Raw genomic sequence first — 21720 nt, forward strand, 5'->3', positions numbered from 1 at the left:
AAACTCAAGGCTTGTCGATCAACGTCTTGGTCGCCTCGGCGACCAGACTGCGCAGCCAGCGCACTTCATCGGAGTAATGCACGCGCTCGTGCCACAGCTGGTAGTACTGCATCGGCGGGAAATCGAGCGGTGCGGGCACGACCGTGAGCGGCAGGAACTTGGCGTAGTAATCGGCAAAGAGGCGCGTCGTCGTGAAGATCAGATCGGACTTGATCAGCACGTACGGCGCCAGATTGAAGTACGGCAGCGTCACGACTACATGGCGCTTGAGCCGCTCGCGCGCGAGATGCACGTCGATCGCGCCGCGCTGGCCCACTGAATAGGGAGTAGGCGCGAGATGCGGCGCATTCAGGTACTGATCGAGCGTGAGACCGCCGCGTTTGGCAAACGGATGCGTGTTGCTCATCAGGCAGACGATCTGATCGACGAACAGGTTCGACAGGTGCAACTGTTCCGGCGGCTCCGGCCAGTTTCCGACCACGATGTCGAGCTTGCCGTCTTCGAGCGCGAGTTCGTAGTCGAAGGCCGGCCCGAGCGAGTGAAACTCGAGCGTCGCGTTCGGCGCGGCCTGACGAAAGCGTTCGACCACCGTCGGCACGAACAGCACGTTCAGGTAGTCCGGACAGCCGATCCGATAGCAACGGATGGACGTGGCCGGATCGAAGTTGTGCTGCTGGAACTTGATGCGTTCGATCTCGCGCAGCGCGTTCTGCACCGGTTCGAGCAGGCGCAGGCCGTATTCCGTGGGCACCATGCCGGACTTGCCGCGCACCAGCAGCGGGTCGCCGGTGATGTCGCGCAAACGGCGCAGCGCCGCGCTGATGGCGGGTTGCGATTGATTCAGTTTGACGGCCGCGCGCGTGACGCTGCGTTCCATCAACAGGGTATGCAAGACGCGTAACAGGTACGTATCGATCGCCTCGCGTTGCTGACTCATGACTTCTCCGAAATATATGTTCTGGCTGATCGAGCGGGCGTGGGTGTATATGACTTTTAATATGAACGTAAAGCCGCGTCAAGAGTGGGATACCCGCAGAGCTCGCTGCGACGCGGGTTTGCGGGGAATTTTGGCGGCTCGACTGACTGGGTCGAATTAGGTATTGTCATCCGGTTGTGGTGACGGATCGCCTGCCGGCAAGGTGGACGGACGCGCTGTAACCGGCAGTCACTGACGTACTACGGAATCACATGAGCGACTCTTCTTATAGCGACGGCGCCGCCGCGCAGCCGGCAGACAGGCCGGAACAGGCGGCGCCCCGGTTGATGCTTCAGGGCATCACCAAACAATATCCGGCCGTGCGAGCCAACGACGACGTCACGTTGATCGTCGCGCCGGGAGAAATCCATGCGGTGCTCGGCGAGAACGGCGCCGGCAAAAGCACGCTGATGAAAATCATCTACGGCGCGGTGCGGCCCGACGCCGGCGAGATTCGCTGGGAAGGCCAGACGGTCGAGATCGCCAACCCGGCGGCGGCGCGCAAGTTGGGCATCGGCATGGTGTTCCAGCACTTTTCGCTGTTCGAGACGCTCACGGTCGGCGAAAACATCGCGCTTGCGCTCGACGAACCCTTCGATCTGAAGGCGCTTTCGAGGCGCATCCGCGAAGTCTCCGCCGACTACGGCCTCGATATCGATCCGCAGCGCCACGTGCATAGTCTGACGGTGGGCGAGCGGCAACGCGTGGAGATCGTGCGCTGTCTGCTGCAGAATCCGCGTTTGCTGATCATGGACGAGCCGACTTCGGTGCTGACGCCGCAAGCGGTCCGCAAGCTGTTCGAGACGCTGCGGCGGCTCGCTGCCGAAGGCTGCAGCATCCTCTATATCAGCCACAAGCTCGACGAAATCCAGGAGTTGTGCGATACCGCGACGGTGATGCGCGGCGGCCGCGTGACCGGCCATGTGAAGCCGAAGGGCGAAACGCATGCGTCGCTCGCGCAATTGATGGTCGGCCATTCGCTGCCCGATTACACGCGGCGCGAACACAATCCGGGCGCGGTGCTGCTCGACGTGAAGCAACTCTCGGTGGAAAGCGACGACCCGTTCGGCACTTCGCTGCGCGACGTGTCGTTCGGCGTGCATGCGGGGGAAATCTTCGGCATCGCGGGTGTCTCGGGTAACGGCCAGGCGGAACTGCTGTCGGCGCTGTCGGGCGAAAAACGCGGCGTGCGCGCCGACGCGGTCACCATTTGCGGCAAGGCGGCCGGGCGCCTCGGCGCGGGCGGCAGACGTGCGCTCGGCTTTGGCTTCGTGCCGGAAGAGCGCCTCGGACGCGGCGCGGTGCCGGCTATGACGCTGTCGGAAAATGCGCTGCTCACCGCCCATCGTCAGCAGATGGTGAACTCGGGCTGGATCAAGGCCGGCGCGATGCGCGCATTCGCGAAACGCTGCATCGAGGCCTTCGACGTGCGCTGCGGCGGCTCCGAAGCGCTCGCGCAAAGTCTGTCGGGCGGCAATCTGCAGAAATACATCATGGGCCGCGAGATTCTGCAGGCGCCGAAGGTGCTGGTGGTCGCGCAACCTACGTGGGGCGTGGACGTCGGCGCGGCGTCCTTTATTCGCCAGCAGTTGCTCGATCTGTCGGCGCGCGGCGTGGCGATTCTGGTGATCTCGGAGGAGCTGGAAGAGTTGTTCGACATCTGCGATCGCATCGCGGTGCTCGCAGGCGGCAGACTCTCGCCGGTGCGCGCCACGGGGGCGACCAACGCCGAGGAAATCGGCCGCTGGATGGCGGGCCTGTTCGGCGACCGCGAGGGCGCGGCGCCCTCGGCGGAACAGCCGGCGCATGCCTGAGCCGGCGTCTGTCTCGCGAATACGTGTGACGTCGCCCGGCATCAGAACGAGAACCATATAAATCACACACTACCCATGATTCTTCCGTATCGACTCGAAGCCCGCACGACGCCCTCGCGCACCATGCAGCTCGCCGTGCCGCTGATCGCCGCGTTGCTCACGCTCGCGATCGGCTTTCTGATCTTCAGCCTCGTCGGCCGCGATCCGTTGCAAGCCATGCACGCGTTTTTCATCGAGCCGCTGTCCAGCGTGAACGGCTGGTCCGAGCTGCTGCTGAAGGCGTCGCCGTTGTGCCTGATCGGCCTCGGTCTTGCTATCGGCTATCGCGCCAACGTATGGAACATCGGCGCGGAAGGGCAGATGCTGCTCGGCGGCATCGCCGCGAGCGGCGTCGCGATCTATTTCGACCAGGCCACCGGCTGGTGGATTCTGCCGACCATGATGATCGCCGGCGTGCTCGGCGGCATGGCGTGGGCGGCGATTCCGGCGCTGCTCAAAAGCCGCTTCAACACCAACGAGATTCTCGTCAGCCTGATGCTCACGTATGTGGCCACGCAGTTGCTGATCTACCTGGTGAGCGGCCCGTGGCGCGACCCGCAGGGTATGAACTTCCCGCTCTCGGAGATGTTCAGCGGCGACGCGCTCTATCCGACTTTCTCCGGCGACTGGCACATCAAATGGCTGCGCGGCACGCGTCTGAACGCTTCGGTGTTCGTCACGCTGATCGCGATTCCGCTCGTGTGGGTTTTCATGCGCAAGAGTTTCGCGGGCTATCGCATGAACGTCGGCGGTCTCGCGCCGCTTGCCGCGCGCTACGCCGGTTTTTCCGACAAGAAGACCATCTGGACGTCGCTTCTGATCAGCGGCGGCCTCGCGGGCCTCGCCGGCATGGGCGAGATCTCCGGCCCGATCGGTCAGTTGCAGGCCACGTGGTCACCGGGTTACGGCTTCACGGCCATCATCGTCGTGTTCGTGGGGCGGCTGCATCCGCTCGGCATCGTGCTCGCGAGCCTGCTGATGGCGCTGCTGTATCTCGGCGGCGAAGCCGTGCAAACCTCGATGCAACTGCCGCAGGCGCTTTCCGGCGTGTTCCAGGGGCTGTTGCTGTTCTGCCTGCTGGGCGCCGACCTGTTCGTGAACTACCGCGTGCGCCGCCGTACGCTGACCGCCCAGGCTCACTAACTCGCCCACTGCTCACCGTTCACTGATTTTTGCGCCGGATCCAAATGGACATTCAACAAGCCAGCTCGCTCACGTCGAGCGCCGTCACCGCCGCGATTCCGCTGATGTTCGCGGGCGCGGGCGAACTCGTCACCGAAAAATCGGGCGTTCTCAACCTTGGCGTCGAAGGCATGATGCTGATGGGCGCGGTGACCGGCTACGCGGTCACCGCCATCACCGGCAGCCCGTGGCTCGGCGTGCTTGCCGCGATCGGCGCCGGTCTCGCCATGTCGCTGCTGTTCGCGTTTCTCACGCTCACCATGCTTGCCAATCAGGTCGCCACCGGCCTCTCGCTGACGATCTTCGGCATCGGTCTGTCGGCGTATGTCGGCAAGCCGTACACATCGGCGGCGGTGCGCGCGACCATCGACACGTGGACCATTCCCGGTCTCTCCAAGATCCCGGTGCTCGGCCCCGCGTTCTTCAGCCTCACGCCGCTCGATTACCTCGCGTTCCTGATGTTCGCGGTGATCGGCTGGTTCCTGTACCGCACGCGCGCGGGACTCGTGTTGCGCTCGGTCGGCGAATCGCCGCAGGTGGCGCACTCGGTCGGCTTTCCGGTCATCGGCGTGCGCTACGGCGCTGTGGCGTTCGGCGGTGGCATGGCCGGGCTTGCGGGCGGTTACTACTCGATCGTCAATCTGCATTTGTGGCAGGAGCAGCTCACCTCGGGCCGCGGCTGGATCGCGCTCGCACTGGTTGTGTTCGCGACCTGGCGCCCAGGACGCCTGCTGATCGGCGCGCTGCTGTTCGGCGCAGTGACAGGCCTGCAGTTTTACGCGCAGGCGATCGGCGTGCCGGTGCCGACGCAATTCCTCGCGATGCTGCCATACGTCGCGACAGTCGTCGTGCTGGTGCTCATCTCGCGCAATCCGAACACGATCCGTCTGAATGCGCCGGCATCGCTCGGCAAACCGTTTTTCTCGGCGGGCTGACCGACCATCGACTCCGCTTTTCACATCATTCGATAAACATGACAGGAGAAAACATGAAGAGAAGAAATCTGCTGACCGCTTTCGCTTGGGGCGCGGCCTCGCTGGCGCTTGGTGCTGCGGTGACCGCGCCGCTCGCGCAAAGCGCGCAGGCCGCCGATGCGCCGGGCGTGGCGTTCGTCTACCTGGGCAATCCGGGCGATGCCGGCTGGACCTTCGCGCACGATCAGGGTTCGAAGGAAGCGGAAGCGAAGTTCGGCAGCAAGATCAAGATCACGCGCATCGAAAACGTGCCGGAATCGGCCGACTCCGAGCGCGTGTTCCGCGATCTGGCGAACAAGGGCAACAAGATCATCATCGGTTCGAGCTTCGGCTATCAGGACTTCGAACTGAAAGTTGCGAAGGATTTTCCGGACACCGTGTTCCTGCACGCAACCGGCTACAAGAAAGCGCCGAACTTCGGCACCTATGACGTGCGCATGTACCAGGGCGCGTATCTCGCTGGCGTCGCCGCGGGCTACGTGACGAAGACCAACACGCTCGGCTTCGTCGCATCGGTGCCGATTCCCGAAGTGATCCGCAACATCAACGCATACACGCTCGGGGCGCGCTCGGTGAATCCCAAGGTGCATACCAAGGTTATCTGGATCAACAGCTGGTTCGATCCGGGCAAGGAAAAGCAGGCGGCTGAAACGCTGATCGGCCAGGGCGCCGACGTGCTGCTGCAAAACACCGATTCAAGCGCCACGCTCGCCACGGCGTCGGCCAAGCATGTGCATGCGTTCGGCTGGGATTCGGACATGAAGAAGTTCGGTCCCGATGCGCACCTCGGTTCGGTGGTCGCGCACTGGGGCGTGTATTACAACGCGGCGATCCAGCAGGTGCTGGACGGCAAGTGGAAGAACGATCCGGTGTGGTGGGGCATTCCGCAGAAGGCCGTCAACCTGGAAGATCTGAACACGTCTGCAATTTCGGCTGACGCGCAGAAGCAAGTCGCGGCCAAGCGCGACGAATTGGCGGGCGGCAAGTGGGACGTCTTCACGGGTCCGATCAAGGATCAGTCCGGCGCGGTGAAAGTGCCGGCCGGCAAGACGCTGACCGATCCGGAACTGCAACGTCTCAACTGGTATGTGGAAGGCGTGGACGGCTCGCTGCCGAAGTAACGCCGACGCCAAATCGACCAGGCGGAGGTTTCAGCAACCGCTGTTCTAAGAGGCTGCGTCCGGTGCGGACGCAGCTTTTTTTCGTCGGAATTTTAGAGCGCTGACGGCCACGCCGTCGGCGCGTCAGTCGATGCGCAGGCCGACCTTGATGGTCACCTGCCAATAAGCCACCTTGTCGTTTTCGATCTGGCCTCGCGTTTCGGTCACTTCGAACCAGTGCAGATTGCGCAGCGTCTTCGACGCTTTCGCGATTGCCGTGCTGATGGCGTCATCGATCGATTTCGTCGACGAGCCGGTCAGTTCGATCTGTTTGTAGACGTGTTCGGACATGGACTTCCTCCTTTGATCTTCGTTGGTGTTCAAAAAGTATAGGCAACGCAAGCGCCGCGAACGGCCTCGTGTAAGCGAGTCATGTCGCACATGCCGTGCCCGGTATGCCGTGGCCGGACGCCGCCGTTATCATGTCCGCGCAACTCAATCTGACATGCGACGAGGTTCGAAAGTGGAAATTGGTTTTTGCGGTCCTGGTTTGATGGGCGCGCCGATGATCCGGCATCTGCTGCGCGCGGGACATACGGTGCATGTCTGGAATCGCACCCGGGCCAAGGCCGAAGTGTTAATGGCGGACGGCGCTCGGGTGGCCGAGACGCCGCGAGAACTTGCGACACGATGTGAAGCCGTGCTGCTGTGCGTCGCGGATGCGGCGGCGGTGGAAGAGACCGTGTTCGGCGCTTCGGGCCTTCTTGGCGCCGATGCGCCCGTATCAGGCCGGTTGCGCTGGATCGTCGATCACTCCAGCATCCCGCCGGCCGCGACGCGCGCATTCGCGCAGCGCGCGGCGGCGCTGACGGCGGTTCGCGCGGACGGAGGTGTGGACGGGGGCGCGGGGATGGGCGAGGACGCAGGTCTGGGCGACGGCGCAGGTGGAGTAAGGAGCGCAGGCGCGGACCCACGCACAGGCGCCGGCGAGAACACGGGCGACGGCGCGAACTCGAACGCGGTCGAAAGAGCGGCCGCCGGCAGCATCGGCTGGATCGACGCGCCGGTTTCAGGCGGCGTGGCCGGCGCCACCGCCGGTACGCTGGCAGTCATGGCGGGCGGCGCCGCTGCGGACGTCGAAGCCGTCAAGCCGTTGCTTAGCGCCTACGCGTCGCGTGTCACGCACATGGGCGAGGTCGGCGCGGGCCAGACCGCCAAGCTGTGCAATCAAACCATCGTCACGGCGACGCTCGCGGCGATTGCCGAAGCGGTGAGCCTCGCGCAGCGCAGCGGCCTCGACGCTTCCCGGCTGACCGAAGGTCTGGCCGGCGGCTGGGCCGATTCGGTGCTGCTGCAAACATTCGTGCCGCGCATGACGCAAACCGGCCTCGCGCCGATCGGCGCGTTCCGGACCTTTCAGAAGGACATCGACACGGTGGCGGCGACCGCCTACGAGACCGGCACGCCCATGCCGGTCTCGTCGACGGTTCAGCAATTGCTGCGGCTCGGCGCGGCGATGGGGCTGGGCGAGGCCGACCTGTCGGCGTTCATCGACGTTCTGCAGACGCCGCGAGGCATTCAAAGCCGGTAGCGCGACGGGCGTGCGGGTTGAATTCGCGATAACCTGCTAAAATATTGGGTTTTTCGCCGATATCACATTAAAGGGACGCGCCGTGCTGTCTACCGCCAATATCACCATGCAATTCGGGCCAAAGCCCCTCTTCGAGAATATCTCGGTCAAATTCGGGGGAGGGAACCGCTATGGCCTGATTGGTGCGAACGGCTGCGGCAAGTCCACTTTCATGAAGATCCTGGGCAGCGACCTGGAGCCGAGTTCGGGCAACGTCATGCTCGAACCGAACATCCGCCTCGGTAAATTGCGCCAGGATCAGTTCGCCTACGAAGACGTGCGCGTGCTCGACGTCGTGATGATGGGCCACGCCGAAATGTGGGCCGCCATGACCGAGCGCGACGCGATCTACGCGAACCCCGACGCGACGGACGACGACTACATGCACGCCGCCGAACTCGAAGCGAAGTTCGCCGAGTACGACGGCTACACCGCCGAAGCGCGCGCGGGCGAGCTGCTGCTCGGCATCGGCATCGCGATCGAGGACCACAACGGCCCGATGAGCAACGTCGCACCGGGCTGGAAACTGCGCGTGCTGCTCGCGCAGGCGCTGTTCTCGAAGCCGGACGTGCTGCTGCTCGACGAGCCGACCAACAACCTGGACATCAACTCGATCCGTTGGCTGGAAGACGTGCTCAACCAGTACAACTCGACGATGATCATCATCTCGCACGATCGGCACTTCCTGAACCAGGTCTGCACGCACATGGCCGACATGGACTACGGCACGCTGAAGGTCTATCCGGGCAACTACGACGACTACATGCTGGCAAGCACGCAGGCGCGCGAGCGTCAGCAGAACGCCAACGCGAAGGCGAAGGAACGTGTGGCCGACCTGCAGGACTTCGTGCGTCGCTTCTCGGCGAACAAGTCGAAGGCGCGCCAGGCCACCAGCCGTCTGAAGATGATCGACAAGATCAAGATCGAGGAATTCAAGCCGTCGTCGCGGCAGAACCCGTTCATCCGCTTCGAGTACGAGAAGAAGCTGCACAACATCGCGGTGGTGGCCGAGAAGATTTCGAAGAAGTACGAGCGTCAGATTTTCAACGACTTCAGCATTAGCGTGCAGCCGGGCGAGCGGATCGCGATCATCGGCGAGAACGGCGCGGGCAAGACTACGCTGCTGCGCTCGCTGCTGGGCAAGCTCACGCTCGATCACGGCACGGTGAAGTGGGCCGAGAACGCAAACGTCGGTTACATGCCGCAGGACACGTACGAAGAGTTCCCGGACGACGTCACGCTGATGGACTGGATCGACGGCTATCGCCAGGAAGGTGACGACGAGCAAATGGTGCGCGGCACGCTCGGCCGGCTGCTGTTCAATGCCGACGACATTCGCAAGTCGGTCAAGGTGCTCTCCGGCGGCGAGAAGGGCCGCATGATCTGGGGCAAGCTGATGCTGGGCCGCCACAACGTGCTGCTGATGGACGAGCCGACCAACCACATGGACATGGAATCGATCGAATCGCTGCAGATCGCGCTCGACAAGTTCGAAGGCACGCTGATTTTCGTGTCGCACGACCGCGAGTTCGTGAGCGGCCTGGCGAATCGGGTTATCGAAGTGAAGACGAATGGCACGTTGAACGACTTCGGTGGCAACTACGAAGACTTTTTGTTGAGCCAGGGCGTGCAGTAAGCAGGACTGAAGCGCTCGTTGCACCGCGAAGCCCGCTTCTCCGAAGCGGGCTTTTTTCATGGCGCGCGCGTCGCCACGTGCTTCCTGAACTCCGGACAAACCTGTTCGGCGCACACGCGCATCGAGTCGGGCGCCGAACTGGTGGCGGGCCGCACGTGGAACATGGCCCCGCCGTTCGACGGTTTCAAACAGTCGGGCTTCGGCCGCGAAAACGGGGCCTACGAACTCGAAGAGTATCTCGAACTCAAGTCCATGCAGTTCAAGGTTTGATCCGGCTGACCGATATCAAATGATCGACACAATGACTAAAGCTTTGGCTCACCCATTGACCTGAAGCAACGCAGGCTGCGCCCGACCGACGATTATCAGCGTTTCGATAATCCGCCATCGGGCCAGTCATGCTCACCTCTCATTCCCTCCCACCGCTCGTCATTCGCGGTCGCTCACTACTGCCGATCGTGCAAGGCGGCATGGGCGTCGGCATCTCGGCGCACCGGCTGGCCGGCAGCGTCGCTCGCGAAGGCGCGCTGGGCACCATCGCCAGTATCGACTTGCGGCATCATCATCGCGACCTGATCGAACGCTGCCGCGAGTCGCCCGAGCGGGCCACGCTGGAAGAAGCCAACCTTACCGCGCTGGCCCGCGAAATCCACTCCGCCAAAGTACTCAGCGAAGGCCGCGGCATGATCGCCGTCAATGTGATGAAAGCAGTCAGCGCGCAAGCCGACTACGTGCGCGTCGCATGCGAAAGCGGCGCCGATGCGATTGTCATGGGCGCCGGCCTGCCGCTCGATTTGCCCGACATGACCCAAGGCCACGACATCGCGCTGATTCCAATTCTGTCGGATAGCCGCGGTGTCGCGCTCGTGCTGAAGAAGTGGATGAAAAAAGGCCGTTTGCCCGACGCGGTGGTGATCGAACATCCGGCGCATGCGGGCGGCCATCTCGGCGTCAGCAACCTGACCGATCAACACGATGGACGCTTCGATTTCTTCCGCATCCTCGAAGAACTCGACACGGTATTCGTCTCGCTCGGTGTGAACCGGCAGGACGTGCCCTTGATCGTCGCGGGCGGCATCAATAGTCACGAGGCCGTCTGTAAGCTGCTGAGCGCGGGCGCCAGCGGCGTGCAACTCGGCACGCCGTTTGCCGTTACCGAAGAAGGCGACGCGCATCCGAATTTCAAGCGGGTACTGGCTGAAGCCACGCCGGAGGACATCGTCGAATTCGTCAGCGTAACGGGACTGCCCGCGCGCGCCGTGAAAACGCCGTGGCTGATGCGCTATCTGCGGCATGAAACGAAAATCCGCGAGAAAGTCGGCGCGCTCAAACATATCTGCCCGACCGCGCTGGAATGTCTCAGCGCGTGCGGCTGGCGCGACGGTATCGAGAAGTTCGGCCACTTCTGTATCGACACGCGGCTCGCGGCGGCATTGCGCGGCGACGTGGCGAACGGTCTGTTCTTCCGCGGCCGCGAAGCGTTGCCGTTCGGCACGGCGATCCGCAGTGTGCACGATCTGCTCGAACTGCTGTTGACGGGCGCGACGCGACCGGCTGTCGCAGGGCGCTGGGCATTCTCACTGGGTTGATACGCGTCAACCTGCCGCGCGACGAGAACTTCGACAATCCCCGCATGCAAACAAACCAAGCGGGGAAGCACATGAAGCACTCGTTCAGAAACAGGAACAGAATCCGAACCGCCGCCATCGCAGCGAGCCTGCTGTTCACGGGCGCGCTCGCGCCGCTGGCGCATGCGGCCGGCGACGACGCGATGAGCGGTATTCACGCCGGCGACGTGCTGGTGCGCTTGCGCGCCATCAGCATCATGCCGAACGTGAGCACGACGCAATCGCTGAGCGCGCTCAACGTCGGCGTCAATAACGCGACCGTGCCGGAACTGGATCTGACCTACATGATTCGCGACAACCTCGGCGTCGAGTTGATTCTCGGCACGTCGCGGCATCAAGTGACTTCGAACCTCGGCGGCCTGGGCGGAGTGAACGTATTGCCGCCCACGCTGCTGTTGCAGTATCACTTCAATCACGCGGGCCGCATTCGCCCATATGTCGGCGCGGGTCTCAACTACACACTGTTCTATAACAGCGGCCTGAGCGCGGGCGGCCAGCCGATCTCGATCAACAATCACAGCTGGGGACCGGCGTTGCAGGCCGGCGTCGACGTGCAGGTCACCAAATCCCTGTTCGTCAACGCGGATATCAAGAAGATCTGGATGCACACGGATGCTTCGCTCGGCGGGCAGCCGCTTGGCCGCTTGAGCATCGATCCGGTGGTGGTTGGTCTGGGTGTCGGGATGCGGTTCTGATTGTCACGCATCGCATGCGCGCTTGACCAACATGCGTTGCCATGTGAAAACGCCGGGTGCAATTTCGTCCCGGCGTTCTCTTTTGACATTGAATCTGAGCGGCCAGCGCCGCAAGCATCGGGCGACCGGAGCCGCCAGGCCAATCTACAGCTTGTCGTTCGCAAACCGCATGGCCGTGCCTTCCTGCTCGATGCGAACCCACACGGCGCGCTTTTCCTCGTCGCTCAGGAAAACCCAGTTGGACACTTCGACGGCAGTACGACCGCAGCCTTTGCAGATGTCGTCAAACAGCGTGGAACAGACGCCGATGCACGGGCTGTCGGGGAGATCGTGGAGATTCGAAGCCATCGGAAACCTTGGGGCGGAGAAGCGAAGTTCCGCTATGTTAACCGATGCGCGCCATGCGCCTCGCCGCGTGCCGCCGGCATGGCCGCGGTTTGCGCATTGTTGGCAGCATCTGCCGCATGTTTCGACGCCTTCGACGCGCGATATCGCCCGCTCGCATCAACGCGCGATGCTGTAGCCGATCCGCGCGATCCAGTGCTGGCGGTTGTTGTAGTCGAGCAGGTCTTCGCCGTAGCCGTTGAAATAGCCCACCCACACATAGCCGCCCCACGCGCTGCCCAATAGCTTGGCGAGCGGATAGGTGAATTGCGAATCCACGCTGCCGTACCAGTGCTTGGTGCCCTTGCGCAGCGTGGTCGCCAGTTGCCAGCCATCGGGGCTGCCGTATTTGACGAGCAGGTCGACGTAGCCGCGATAGTCGGCGATATCCGGGTTGCTGCTCGTGCCGAGGTAGTAATAGATCTTCGGCGACACGGTCAGGTGGTTGGCCGTCAGATCGCCGAATTCCCAGGTGGGCCGGATAAACGGCATGTTGATGCTGCGCGAGTCCGCGCCGGCTTTGCCGTTCGACTCATGCGCAACGCCGGCCGCGAAACCCATGCGCGTGTACAGCGGGCTCTGCCAGCCGGTGTCCGGCACGTAGTAGAACAACTGTGGCGAATAGGTCGTGTCGTGGAACGGCCGCGAATCGGCGGACAGATCCCAGATCGAGGTCTGCGTATATGCGAAGTACAGGTTGTCGAGGAAGGCTTTGGAGCGCAAATCGTCCGGGATCAGGATGCGGTATTTGAAGCTCAGTTGCAGCCGCGCGTTCGTGTCCCCATTGTGGCCGAACGCGATGTACATCGGATCGTAATAGGAAAGGTGCGAGAGCACGCCGCGTCCGGTGGTCGCGAGCGAATCGCCGGGCGGCGCAATGGCGTCGCCGGTCGGGCCGCCGACCACGGCTGCCGTCGCCGCAACTTGAGCGGGCGTGGTCGCCTGGCTTTCCGCGCGTTCGGCCTGGGCAATCGCGTCCTGCTGCGGCCCGCGATTGATCGCCACGAGCGCCGGCGACGCATCGAAGCCCACCGGGTCGATGCGGACCTCGCCGCGCGCCGACTGCGGCCAGGGCGCCGAGAAACGCACCTTGCGGAACTGGCCCGGCCGCAGATGCAGCGTGTCGGGCACGCCTGCTTCGCGTTTTAAATCGAGCGGCTGCGGCGACTGTTCGCCTGCGCTCAACGTTACGCGGATGGTCGGCGGGACGGTGACGGTCAGGGGCTTGGCGTCGTCGGCGGAGTAGAGCAGTGTGATCTGCAACGGCTCGTTGGCGGCGGCCACGCGAGCGGGTTGCAGCATCGCGACCGTCGCGCGCGCCTCGCCGCTGAGGAGGGCGCAGGCGGCGCAGACGGCGAGCGTGGCGAGCAGCGTGACGCGGGAGAAGCGCGCCGTGAGTTGACGGGACTGAGGGGAGGCGTTGCGGGCAAGGCAGTCGATTGAGGCGTCAAAACGCATGAGGCTGTCGTCCTGGAGCAAGGGCGGCGAGCGAAACGAACACGGCAGGCATCGAAAGACGACACCCGCAACGCTCACCGGATCGGTCGCGCGGAAGCGCTGAAGGGCGCAAAAATGGGCACAAAAATGGCTGCCGCAAACAACCCGGCAGCCGGGATGAAACAGGCCGCACAGCCGGCGCGCCGCGCAAGCAGACAGCGTCGCCGGTGATGGCGAGATACTCAGAGAATACTTACAAAGTCACTTGATTGGCAGGCCGGTCGAAAAACGGCCTCTCAGACACCGAACGCGAGTTGCCACAACAACGCGCCGTTGAGCATGATGATGAACGCCGCCGATAGCCACGCGAGCACGAGCGGCACGCCGCGCACGCGCCAGCCGCGCATCAGCGCGGCGTCCGACGTAAAGCGGATCAACGGCACGACCGCGAGCGGCAATTGCAGGCTCAGCACCACCTGGCTTGCCACCAGCAACTGATTGGAACCGTGCTGGCCGAACAGCGCGACCGCGAAGAGCGCCGGCCCGATCGCCAGCGCGCGGGTCAGCAGGGCGCGCTTCCAGCGCGGCAGACGGATGCGCAGAAAGCCTTCCATGACCGCCTGGCCCGCCAGCGTGCCGGTGACGGTCGCGCTCAGTCCGCAGGCGAGCAGCGCCGCCGCGAACAGAATGCCGGCCCAATGCGTGCCGACGAGCGGTGCGATCAGACGGTGGGCATCCGCGAGATCGGTCACGTCACGATGGCCGCTCACATAGAACACGGCGGCGGCCACGATCAACAGCGCCGCATTGATCACGAAAGCAAACGACAGCGAACCGAAAGTGTCCAGATTGACGACGTGCAGCGCGACCTTGATCTGCGCGTCGCTGCCGTCGGGCGCGTGATGCTTGACGAGCGCCGAGTGCAGATAGAGGTTGTGCGGCATCACCGTCGCGCCGACGATGCCCGCCGCGAGCCACACCATGCCCGCGTTGCGCAGCAGCTCGACGCTCGGCACGGTGCCGGCGAGCGCCGCATGCCAGTCCGGCCGCGCCAGCGCGAGCTGGACCACGAAGCACAGGCCGACGAAGCCGATCAGCGCCGCGATCACCGCTTCCAGTTTGCGGCCGCCTTTCCGCTGGAGCGCGAGCAGCGCAAAGGTGCAGACCGCCGACATCAGCACTCCGACCGTGAGCGACACGCCAAGTAGCAATTGCAACGCGACGGCGCTGCCGACCACCTCGGCGACGTCGCACGCGATGATCGCGACCTCGCTGGTTAGCCACAGAAAGAGGGTGCCGCGGCGGCCCGTGCGTTCGCGGCAGACTTGCGCGAGGTCGCGCCCGGTCACGACGCCCAGGCGCGACGACAGCCACTGCAGCAGCATCGCCATCAGGCTCGACAGCAGCACGATGCCGAGCAGGCGGTAGCCGTAGCCAGCGCCGGCGCCGAGAGCGGTCGCCCAGTTGCCCGGATCGATATAACCGACCGCGATCAATGCCCCCGCGCCGACGAACGAGAGCCAGTGCGGCGGACGTGCCGCCCCATCGCCCGGCAGAGGCCGGCGGCGGTTGGGGCGCAATGCGAACGGATTCGTGTTCATCGATGCCTGAGGTTTAAGACTGATTCCTCTTGCAAGCCACGTGCCCGCCGCGCGTACCGCGGGCGGCGCGTCGAGACCGGGACGCGGCAACGCGATTGGCGGCGTGCCGTCGCTCGGCCTGTGAGAGCTATTGTGCACCGTCGAACGCTTCGCGGCTTGAGTGCACTCCGACCTTGGCCGTTCGGCCTCGAAGTCACGGAATACGGCCGCGCGCCACCGCCGTTTGCCCGAACGAAGCGCGCCCTGCGCAGCGTCAACTTGACAACCAGATAACGGCGCGCCGGTACGGGTGTTTTTTTCGGGTGGACACGCGCGCATAACCCGCTAAAATTGCGGCCAATTTTCCAGCGGTGCGGCGGACGCTGTACCGTTTGCGCGACAGCCTGGCAATTTTTTTGGTCCGCGCAATAATTGATGGTACTTTTCGGGTTTTTCAGGGGAGCCGTGGGCGCAGTGCCGCGGCGCGGGTGAGGACGGCCGGCAACGGGCCGGTCAGGATCGGAGAACGGAATGAAAAGACGGGTAGTGGGGCAAGTGGCGGCGCTGGTGTTGTGCGCGGCGCCGTGGTTGACGGCCGCTGCGAAAGACACGCAGCTCAACGTGTATAACTGGTCCGATTACATCGCCAAGGACACCATTCCGAACTTCACCAAACAGACCGGCGTTCAGGTCAAATACGACAACTACGACAGCGACGACACGCTGCAAGCCAAGCTCCTCACCGGCAATTCCGGCTACGACATCGTCGTGCCGACCAGCAATTACGCCGGCAAGCAGATCGCCGCCGGCATTTTCGCGCCGCTCGACAAATCGAAGCTGCCGAACCTGAAGTACCTCGATCCCTCCCTGATGGCGCTTGTCGCCGGCGCCGATCCGGGCAACAAGTTCACGGTGCCCTGGGCCTACGGCACGACCGGACTCGGCTACAACGTCACCAAAGCGCAGCAGATTCTCGGCAAGAACGTGCCGCTCGATAGCTGGGACGTCCTCTTCAAGCCGGAAAACATTTCGAAGCTGAAGGCGTGCGGCGTGTCCGTGCTCGACGCGCCGGACCAGATGTTCGCCGCCGCGCTGCATTACATCGGCAAGGATCCGATGAGCACGAACCCGGCCGATTACCGCGCCGCGCTCGAAATGATGAAGAAGATCCGCCCGTACATCACGCAGTTCAATTCGTCGGGCTATATCAACGACCTGGTCGGCGGCGACGTGTGCTTTGCGTACGGCTGGTCGGGCGACGTCGTGATCGCCAAGCATCGCGCGGTCGAAGCGAAGAAGCCCTACAAGGTCGAGTATTACATTCCGAAGGGCGGTGCGCCGGTGTGGTTCGACGTGATGGCGATTCCGAAGGACGCGAAGAACAAGGAAGCCGCGCTCGAATGGATCAATTACATCGAAACGCCGCAGGTTCACGCCGCGATCACCAACGCCGTCTACTACCCGAGCGCCAATCTCGAAGCGCGCAAGTACGTGGACAAGGACGTGGCGAACGACCCGGCCGTGTATCCGCCGCCTGAAGTCATCAAGACCCTGTTCCTGCTGAAGCCGTTGCCGCCGGAAATCCAGCGGCTGCAAACGCGGCTGTGGACTGAATTCAAGTCCGGCCGCTGACCAGCGGCCAGAATGAACGGGTAAGCATCATCAAGAAGCCCTCGGTGTTCACCGGGGGCTTTGTTCGTCAAACGCCGGAGTCAAGCATTGTGATGAGTAGTGACCAGTCGGGCGCGCTGGCAGGGGCCGTCGCGCCGTCCCCGGGCCAGAACGCCGTTGCAGGCGACGCCACGGACAACTTCGTCCAGGTCGTCGATGTCGTGAAGAAGTTCGGCGAGACCGTGGCGGTCAAGGGCGTCAACCTCTCGGTGAAGAAGGGCGAGCTGTTCGCGCTGCTCGGCAGTTCCGGCTGCGGCAAGTCGACCTTGCTGCGCATGATGGCCGGACTCGAAAGCGTGAGCTCGGGCAAGATCCTGATCGACGGCGAAGACCTAGCGCAATTGCCGCCGTACCGCCGGCCGGTCAACATGATGTTCCAGTCGTACGCGCTGTTTCCGCACATGACTGTGGAGGGCAATGTTGCCTTCGGGCTGAAGCAGGAAGGCGTGCCGAAGGCCGAACTGAAGGACCGCGTGCAGACCGCGCTCGAACTCGTGCAGATGGGCCGCTTCGCGAAGCGCAAACCCAATCAGCTTTCCGGCGGTCAACAACAGCGCGTGGCGCTCGCGCGTTCGCTGGTCAAGCGGCCCAAGCTGCTGCTGCTCGACGAGCCGATGTCCGCGCTCGACAAGCAGATCCGCCAACGCACGCAAATCGAACTGGTCAACATTCTCGACAAGGTCGGCGTAACCTGCATGATGGTGACGCACGATCAGGAAGAGGCGATGACCATGGCGGGCCGCCTTGCCGTGATGAGCGAAGGCGAGATCGTGCAGCTCGGCACGCCGCACGAAGTGTACGAATATCCGAATAGCCGTTTTTCGGCCGAGTTCATCGGCTCGACGAATCTGTTCGAAGGCCATACGGTTGAAGACGAGCCCGATCACGTGTTCATCGAAACGCCGGATCTGTCTTGCCGTTTGTATGTGAGCCACGGCATTACCGGTCCGCTCGGCATGCCGGTGACGATTTCGGTGCGTCCCGAGCGGATTGCATTGACGCGCAAACCGCCTGAGGGCGCATACAACTGGGGCAAGGGCGTCGTCACGAATATCGCCTACATGGGCGGCTATTCGCTTTACCACGTGAAGCTCGACGCCGGCAAAACCGTGATCGCGAACGTGACGAGCCTCGCGCTGACCGAGATCGACCCGCCTACCTGGGGCGACGAAGTGTACGTGCGCTGGAGCGCATCGGCCGGCGTGGTGCTGACGTCATGAAGCGCTCGTTCAATTCCTTCGCCACGTGGCCGGTGCGGCGTTTCAACCTGACCGGGCGCACCGCGGTGGTGGCCGGTCCGTTCATCTGGCTGCTGCTGTTTTTTCTGGTGCCGTTCCTGCTGGTCGTCAAGATCAGTTTCGCCGATCTGCAGCTCGGCATTCCGCCTTACACAGAGTTGACCCAATTCGCGGACGGCGCGATTCACGTCACTCTGGATCTATCGCATTACGCGTTTCTGCTGACCGACAGCCTCTATTTCGCGACCTACGTGAATTCCGTGGTGGTCGCGGCGATCTCGACGCTGTTGTGTCTGCTGATCGGCTATCCGATGGCGTATTACATCGCGCGTTCGAATCCGGGCAGCCGCAATCTGCTGATGATGGCCGTGATGCTGCCGTTCTGGACGTCGTTTCTGATTCGCGTGTATGCGTGGATCGGGATTCTGAAGAACAACGGCTTGCTGAATAACTTTTTGATGTCGATCGGGTTGATTCACTCGCCGATCGAGTTGTATCACACGAATACCGCCGTTTATATCGGCATGGTCTATTCGTATCTGCCGTTTCTTGTGATGCCGCTGTATGCGCATCTCGTGAAGATGGACATGACGCTGCTGGAAGCCGCCTACGACCTCGGCGCGAAGCCGTGGAAGGCGTTCTGGCAGATCACGTTGCCGCTCTCGAAGAACGGCATCATCGCCGGTTGTTTGCTGGTGTTCATTCCGGCGGTGGGCGAGTACGTGATTCCCGAATTGCTGGGCGGCGCGAACACGCTAATGATCGGCCGCGTGATGTGGAATGAGTTCTTCGACAATGCCGATTGGCCGATGGCGTCTGCCGTGACGTGCGCAATGGTGTTGTTGTTATTGGTGCCGATGGCGTTTTTCCAGTACGCGCAGGCGAAGGCGATGGAGGAAAGGCGCTGATGAAACCGAACCGGATTTTGCAGTTGATTGCCTTGGGGATCGGGTTTCTGTTTCTGTACATTCCGATCGTGAGTCTGATTGTGTATTCGTTCAACGAATCGCAACTGGTCACCGTGTGGACGCGCTTTTCGACGCGCTGGTATGCGGCGTTGCTGCAGGATGACGAGTTGATCGCGGCGGCGTGGTTGTCGTTGCGGGTGGCTTTGTTGACGGCGTTTGCTTCCGTTGTCATTGGCACGTGGGCCGGTTTCGTGCTCGCACGCATGGGGCGGTTTCGCGGTTTTACGCTGTATACCGGGATGATCAATGCGCCGTTGGTGATCCCCGAGGTGATTCAGGGGATTTCGCTGCTGCTGCTGTTCATTGAAATGGCCAAGTGGTTGGGTTGGCCTGCCGGGCGCGGCATTTTCACGATCTGGATCGGGCATGTGATGCTGTGTATTTCTTATGTGGCGATCATCGTGCAGTCGCGGGTGAAGGAGTTGCATCCCTCGCTCGAAGAGGCGGCGCTGGATCTTGGGGCCACGCCGTTGCGAGTGTTTTTCTTTATTACGTTGCCGCTGATTTCTCAAGCGCTCGTTTCCGGGTGGCTGTTGTCGTTCACTTTGTCGATTGATGATCTGGTGCTGTCGGCGTTTTTGTCTGGGCCTGGGTCGACTACTTTGCCGCTCGTTGTTTTCTCGCGTGTTCGGTTGGGGTTGAATCCGGAGATGAATGCGTTGGCTACTCTCTTTATTGCTGTGGTTACTGTTGGGGTGGTGGCGGCTAATTATTTTATGCAGCGGGCGGAGAGGAGGCGGGCTGGGATGGCGGTTTGAGTTTTTGAGTTCTGTTGCGTCCAGCGCTTTCGCCTAGAACTGCGCAGTCATCTGAAACCCGACCGTCCAGCGCGCGGTCGGGAATCCTTCAGGCTTGCAGATCGGCGTCCCTGCAAACAGGTCATACGAGACGCCAACAACCTTCGCCGGCACGCCGCCGCGAATGCCAATCACTGCCCCCGCCAGTTGCGTCCCCGCCAATACCGCCGTGTTAGGCCCGAACACGCGCCCGTAGTCGATCCCCGCATACAAGGTCTGTCCCGTCTGGAAGACCTGCCATTGCAATTCGTTGCGCCAGTAGAAGCCGCGTTCGGCCGCGAGCATCGTTTCGCCGTCGAAGCCGCGCACGGTGTACCGGCTGCCGATGGTCAGGTCGTCGATATAGAAAAGCGTGTCGTTCGTGAACTGGCCGTGGAATGTGGTCACATACCTGAACGGCTGGTTCGCGATGGCGAACGGAACCGATAGATTCGCGTCGAGCACGGCCATATGGAAGCGGTACGTCGGGCCGTCGATGTAAGGATCCGGCGTCGCGCCAAGCCCGCCGATGCCCTGACGGTAGGCGAGCGTGCCGTCGAACTGCGCCGCGCCGAAGTAATGCCGGTCGGTCGCGCCGAGTTCGAGAAACGTGTTGTTGCGCGCCTGTGTCGGAATCGTTGTGTCGTCGATGAAACTGTCGCCGAAGCGCTTCGATAACTGCACGTATCCGCCAAGCACGTCGTTCTGGCCGCGCGACAGCACGCGCGCGATGCGTAGTGCGGCCGTCTGTGAATTGCCGCTCGACACGAGCGTCTGGTTCACGCCCGCGATGTTCTGGTAGTAGGTGTTGGTGTTGCCCGACAGGGTCGCCGTCCAGTAGCCGAACGGAATGGAATACGAACTATTGAACCCGTGCGAACCAAGTGACTTGTTGCCGAACGACAAATCCTGATTCGCGCCAACTGTGAACACGTCATTGAGCCCAAGCGGGTTATCAATGCCAAGGCTGACGTTGCCTTGCCACTTGCCCGTCGACGACGTGCCCGAGTTATCGACCGAAGCGACGAACGTCCAGGGCTTCGCGCGCCTCACTGTCACGACGACATCGCTTTCGCCTGGGATGTCGATCGGTTCAATCTTCATGTCCACGTCCTGACTTGCGACGCGCTTCATCTGCTCCAGACCCTGTTCCAGATCGCGCATGTTCAGCAGGTCGCCACCGCTGACGGGAAACGCGTTCTCCCACGTTCCCCACATGGAAGGATCGGCCAGCCGGACCTGTCGCACCAGACCCGGCACGAGCGCGAACGACAGGGTGCCCGTCGTCAAATCCTGCGGCGGCACGAGTACGCGCGTGGTTACATAGCCGCGACTCAGCACGGCCTGCTGCAATCCCTTGCTCAGTACGTCGACGCCTTGCTTGCCGACGCATTGCCCCTTGTAGTGGGCGAGCCATTCGCGAGCGAAGGCGAACGGGTCGAGTGGCAAAGCCGATGCGCCTTTCGTGTGCGCTGCGGCCGAGAGCGTGCCGGGCACGTCGAGCGCGAAGCGGTCGATGCGAAAGCACGGCGTTTCGGCCAGAAGGGCGGGAAAGCCTTCGACCTTCTGCAAGGTCGAGCGCACGGCTGGCGCTTCGACTGCGGCTTCGCGCTGCTGCGCGTCGCGCCGCTGCTGCTGGTTCTGTTCGGTTTCTATACCGCCGAGGCTTTGCCCCTGCACATTGGACGCGAGCGCGACCATAGCCGACAGCGGCAGCGCCGCCAGGCTCTTTCTGATTTTCATAGGAGATGCGAGATAGAGCCGGCCCCCTGTCAGGAGTCCGGCGTGCTGATTAACGTGCGTACGGGTCGTTAGAGATCTTTATCTTCTCTTCCGTGCCCAGGCCACGGTCGCGAGTACGGAAAATACAAGCCCCATCAATGTGCCGTTCACAATCACGAACTTCGTATCGCGAATATCCCAACCAAAGCCACCGCCGTAAAAAATTGCGACATAGACTTTCACGAACAACTCGACGGCCACAAAGCCTAG

Annotated in this window: 19 protein-coding genes and 1 pseudogene; 13 read left to right on the forward strand and 7 right to left on the reverse strand. The window is 62.7% G+C overall.

Going from position 1 to position 21720, the window contains the following annotated elements:
• Window positions 1–4: 4 nt before the first annotated feature.
• Entirely contained in the window at window positions 5–937 is a 933-nt protein-coding gene (locus B0G82_RS14785; protein WP_074764203.1) for a LysR substrate-binding domain-containing protein, read from the reverse strand.
• Window positions 938–1188: 251 nt separating this feature from the next.
• Here B0G82_RS14785 and B0G82_RS14790 point away from each other — a divergent pair, with 251 nt between their 5' ends.
• The 4 genes from B0G82_RS14790 (at window position 1189) to B0G82_RS14805 (ending at window position 6106) form a co-directional block, all read left to right on the forward strand.
• Window positions 1189–2790 (forward strand): ABC transporter ATP-binding protein, encoded by a 1602-nt coding sequence (locus tag B0G82_RS14790; protein ID WP_116141850.1) that lies wholly within the window; start codon window positions 1189–1191, stop codon window positions 2788–2790.
• Window positions 2791–2865: 75 nt separating this feature from the next.
• Window positions 2866–3972 (forward strand): ABC transporter permease, encoded by a 1107-nt coding sequence (locus B0G82_RS14795; protein ID WP_106285579.1) that lies wholly within the window; start codon window positions 2866–2868, stop codon window positions 3970–3972.
• A gap of 44 nt (window positions 3973–4016) precedes the next feature.
• Window positions 4017–4946, forward strand: coding sequence for an ABC transporter permease (locus B0G82_RS14800; RefSeq protein WP_012433315.1), 930 nt, complete (start codon window positions 4017–4019; stop codon window positions 4944–4946).
• A gap of 53 nt (window positions 4947–4999) precedes the next feature.
• On the forward strand, window positions 5000–6106 hold the full coding sequence (locus B0G82_RS14805; protein ID WP_116141848.1) for a BMP family ABC transporter substrate-binding protein: 1107 nt from the start codon (window positions 5000–5002) through the stop codon (window positions 6104–6106).
• A 123-nt stretch (window positions 6107–6229) separates the two neighbouring features.
• Here the strand turns inward: B0G82_RS14805 and B0G82_RS14810 are convergent, their stop codons facing one another.
• Window positions 6230–6436: a dodecin gene (locus tag B0G82_RS14810; protein WP_091793652.1), complete on the reverse strand. Its 207-nt coding sequence runs from the start codon at window positions 6434–6436 to the stop codon at window positions 6230–6232.
• A 172-nt stretch (window positions 6437–6608) separates the two neighbouring features.
• On the opposite strand from B0G82_RS14810, the gene B0G82_RS14815 reads away from it, so the two are divergent.
• The 5 genes and pseudogenes from B0G82_RS14815 (at window position 6609) to B0G82_RS14835 (ending at window position 11674) form a co-directional block, all read left to right on the forward strand.
• Window positions 6609–7676: an NAD(P)-dependent oxidoreductase gene (locus B0G82_RS14815; RefSeq protein WP_199730092.1), complete on the forward strand. Its 1068-nt coding sequence runs from the start codon at window positions 6609–6611 to the stop codon at window positions 7674–7676.
• Window positions 7677–7758: 82 nt separating this feature from the next.
• Entirely contained in the window at window positions 7759–9351 is a 1593-nt protein-coding gene (locus B0G82_RS14820; RefSeq protein ID WP_121307796.1) for an ABC-F family ATPase, read from the forward strand.
• A 156-nt stretch (window positions 9352–9507) separates the two neighbouring features.
• Window positions 9508–9621 (forward strand): annotated as a pseudogene (locus B0G82_RS14825) (aldehyde dehydrogenase family protein); the annotation flags it as partial.
• Between the two features lie 128 nt (window positions 9622–9749).
• Window positions 9750–10940 carry a nitronate monooxygenase family protein gene (locus B0G82_RS14830; protein ID WP_121307797.1) on the forward strand — a complete coding sequence of 397 codons (1191 nt, stop codon included), beginning with the start codon at window positions 9750–9752 and terminating at the stop codon, window positions 10938–10940.
• A gap of 71 nt (window positions 10941–11011) precedes the next feature.
• On the forward strand, window positions 11012–11674 hold the full coding sequence (locus B0G82_RS14835; RefSeq protein WP_277872786.1) for an OmpW family outer membrane protein: 663 nt from the start codon (window positions 11012–11014) through the stop codon (window positions 11672–11674).
• 144 nt (window positions 11675–11818) lie between these two features.
• Here B0G82_RS14835 and B0G82_RS14840 read toward each other — a convergent pair whose 3' ends face one another.
• The 3 genes from B0G82_RS14840 to B0G82_RS14850 all read right to left on the reverse strand — a co-directional run bounded on the left by B0G82_RS14840 (window position 11819) and on the right by B0G82_RS14850 (window position 15096).
• A complete protein-coding gene (locus B0G82_RS14840) occupies window positions 11819–12022 on the reverse strand; it encodes a DUF1289 domain-containing protein (protein ID WP_116117190.1) in 204 nt (67 codons plus the stop codon).
• A gap of 156 nt (window positions 12023–12178) precedes the next feature.
• Window positions 12179–13516, reverse strand: a complete 1338-nt coding sequence (locus tag B0G82_RS14845; RefSeq protein WP_121307798.1) for a phospholipase A — start codon at window positions 13514–13516, stop codon at window positions 12179–12181.
• Window positions 13517–13791: 275 nt separating this feature from the next.
• Window positions 13792–15096: an Nramp family divalent metal transporter gene (locus tag B0G82_RS14850; protein ID WP_121307799.1), complete on the reverse strand. Its 1305-nt coding sequence runs from the start codon at window positions 15094–15096 to the stop codon at window positions 13792–13794.
• A gap of 510 nt (window positions 15097–15606) precedes the next feature.
• Between B0G82_RS14850 and B0G82_RS14855 the strand changes: the two genes are divergently transcribed.
• From B0G82_RS14855 to B0G82_RS14870, 4 genes are all read left to right on the forward strand, one after another.
• Complete coding sequence (locus B0G82_RS14855; RefSeq protein WP_106285588.1) at window positions 15607–16707, forward strand: polyamine ABC transporter substrate-binding protein; 1101 nt, start codon at window positions 15607–15609, stop codon at window positions 16705–16707.
• 92 nt (window positions 16708–16799) lie between these two features.
• Window positions 16800–17966, forward strand: a complete 1167-nt coding sequence (gene potA, locus B0G82_RS14860) for a polyamine ABC transporter ATP-binding protein (protein ID WP_181916758.1) — start codon at window positions 16800–16802, stop codon at window positions 17964–17966.
• Window positions 17963–18892, forward strand: a complete 930-nt coding sequence (locus B0G82_RS14865; RefSeq protein ID WP_116117187.1) for an ABC transporter permease subunit — start codon at window positions 17963–17965, stop codon at window positions 18890–18892. The genes potA and B0G82_RS14865 overlap by 4 nt, the downstream gene beginning before the upstream one ends.
• Window positions 18892–19710 carry an ABC transporter permease subunit gene (locus B0G82_RS14870; protein WP_116117186.1) on the forward strand — a complete coding sequence of 273 codons (819 nt, stop codon included), beginning with the start codon at window positions 18892–18894 and terminating at the stop codon, window positions 19708–19710. The genes B0G82_RS14865 and B0G82_RS14870 overlap by 1 nt, the downstream gene beginning before the upstream one ends.
• Window positions 19711–19743: 33 nt before the next feature.
• On the opposite strand, the gene B0G82_RS14875 is transcribed toward B0G82_RS14870, so the two are convergent.
• Both B0G82_RS14875 and B0G82_RS39705 read right to left on the reverse strand, forming a co-directional pair.
• On the reverse strand, window positions 19744–21471 hold the full coding sequence (locus B0G82_RS14875) for a ShlB/FhaC/HecB family hemolysin secretion/activation protein (protein WP_121307800.1): 1728 nt from the start codon (window positions 21469–21471) through the stop codon (window positions 19744–19746).
• 78 nt (window positions 21472–21549) lie between these two features.
• Window positions 21550–21693 (reverse strand): hypothetical protein, encoded by a 144-nt coding sequence (locus B0G82_RS39705; RefSeq protein ID WP_158608146.1) that lies wholly within the window; start codon window positions 21691–21693, stop codon window positions 21550–21552.
• Between the last annotated feature and the right edge of the window lie 27 nt (window positions 21694–21720).

The organism is Paraburkholderia sp. BL17N1, from assembly GCF_003634175.1.
In the GTDB taxonomy this organism is placed as follows: Bacteria; Pseudomonadota; Gammaproteobacteria; order Burkholderiales; family Burkholderiaceae; genus Paraburkholderia.

Excerpts from the sequence above, each read along its gene's own strand:
- B0G82_RS14795 (WP_106285579.1), top strand. The coding sequence starts at position 2,866 with ATGATTCTTCCGTATCGACTCGAAGCCCGCACGACGCCCTCGCGCACC.
- B0G82_RS14840 (WP_116117190.1), bottom strand. The coding sequence starts at position 12,022 with ATGGCTTCGAATCTCCACGATCTCCCCGACAGCCCGTGCATCGGCGTC.
- B0G82_RS14800 (WP_012433315.1), top strand. The coding sequence starts at position 4,017 with ATGGACATTCAACAAGCCAGCTCGCTCACGTCGAGCGCCGTCACCGCC.
- B0G82_RS14790 (WP_116141850.1), top strand. The coding sequence starts at position 1,189 with ATGAGCGACTCTTCTTATAGCGACGGCGCCGCCGCGCAGCCGGCAGAC.
- B0G82_RS14865 (WP_116117187.1), top strand. The coding sequence starts at position 17,963 with ATGAAGCGCTCGTTCAATTCCTTCGCCACGTGGCCGGTGCGGCGTTTC.
- B0G82_RS14875 (WP_121307800.1), bottom strand. The coding sequence starts at position 21,471 with ATGAAAATCAGAAAGAGCCTGGCGGCGCTGCCGCTGTCGGCTATGGTC.
- B0G82_RS14870 (WP_116117186.1), top strand. The coding sequence starts at position 18,892 with ATGAAACCGAACCGGATTTTGCAGTTGATTGCCTTGGGGATCGGGTTT.
- potA (WP_181916758.1), top strand. The coding sequence starts at position 16,800 with ATGAGTAGTGACCAGTCGGGCGCGCTGGCAGGGGCCGTCGCGCCGTCC.
- B0G82_RS14855 (WP_106285588.1), top strand. The coding sequence starts at position 15,607 with ATGAAAAGACGGGTAGTGGGGCAAGTGGCGGCGCTGGTGTTGTGCGCG.
- B0G82_RS14805 (WP_116141848.1), top strand. The coding sequence starts at position 5,000 with ATGAAGAGAAGAAATCTGCTGACCGCTTTCGCTTGGGGCGCGGCCTCG.
- B0G82_RS14830 (WP_121307797.1), top strand. The coding sequence starts at position 9,750 with ATGCTCACCTCTCATTCCCTCCCACCGCTCGTCATTCGCGGTCGCTCA.
- B0G82_RS14850 (WP_121307799.1), bottom strand. The coding sequence starts at position 15,096 with ATGAACACGAATCCGTTCGCATTGCGCCCCAACCGCCGCCGGCCTCTG.
- B0G82_RS14810 (WP_091793652.1), bottom strand. The coding sequence starts at position 6,436 with ATGTCCGAACACGTCTACAAACAGATCGAACTGACCGGCTCGTCGACG.
- B0G82_RS14785 (WP_074764203.1), bottom strand. The coding sequence starts at position 937 with ATGAGTCAGCAACGCGAGGCGATCGATACGTACCTGTTACGCGTCTTG.
- B0G82_RS14845 (WP_121307798.1), bottom strand. The coding sequence starts at position 13,516 with ATGCGTTTTGACGCCTCAATCGACTGCCTTGCCCGCAACGCCTCCCCT.
- B0G82_RS14835 (WP_277872786.1), top strand. The coding sequence starts at position 11,012 with ATGAAGCACTCGTTCAGAAACAGGAACAGAATCCGAACCGCCGCCATC.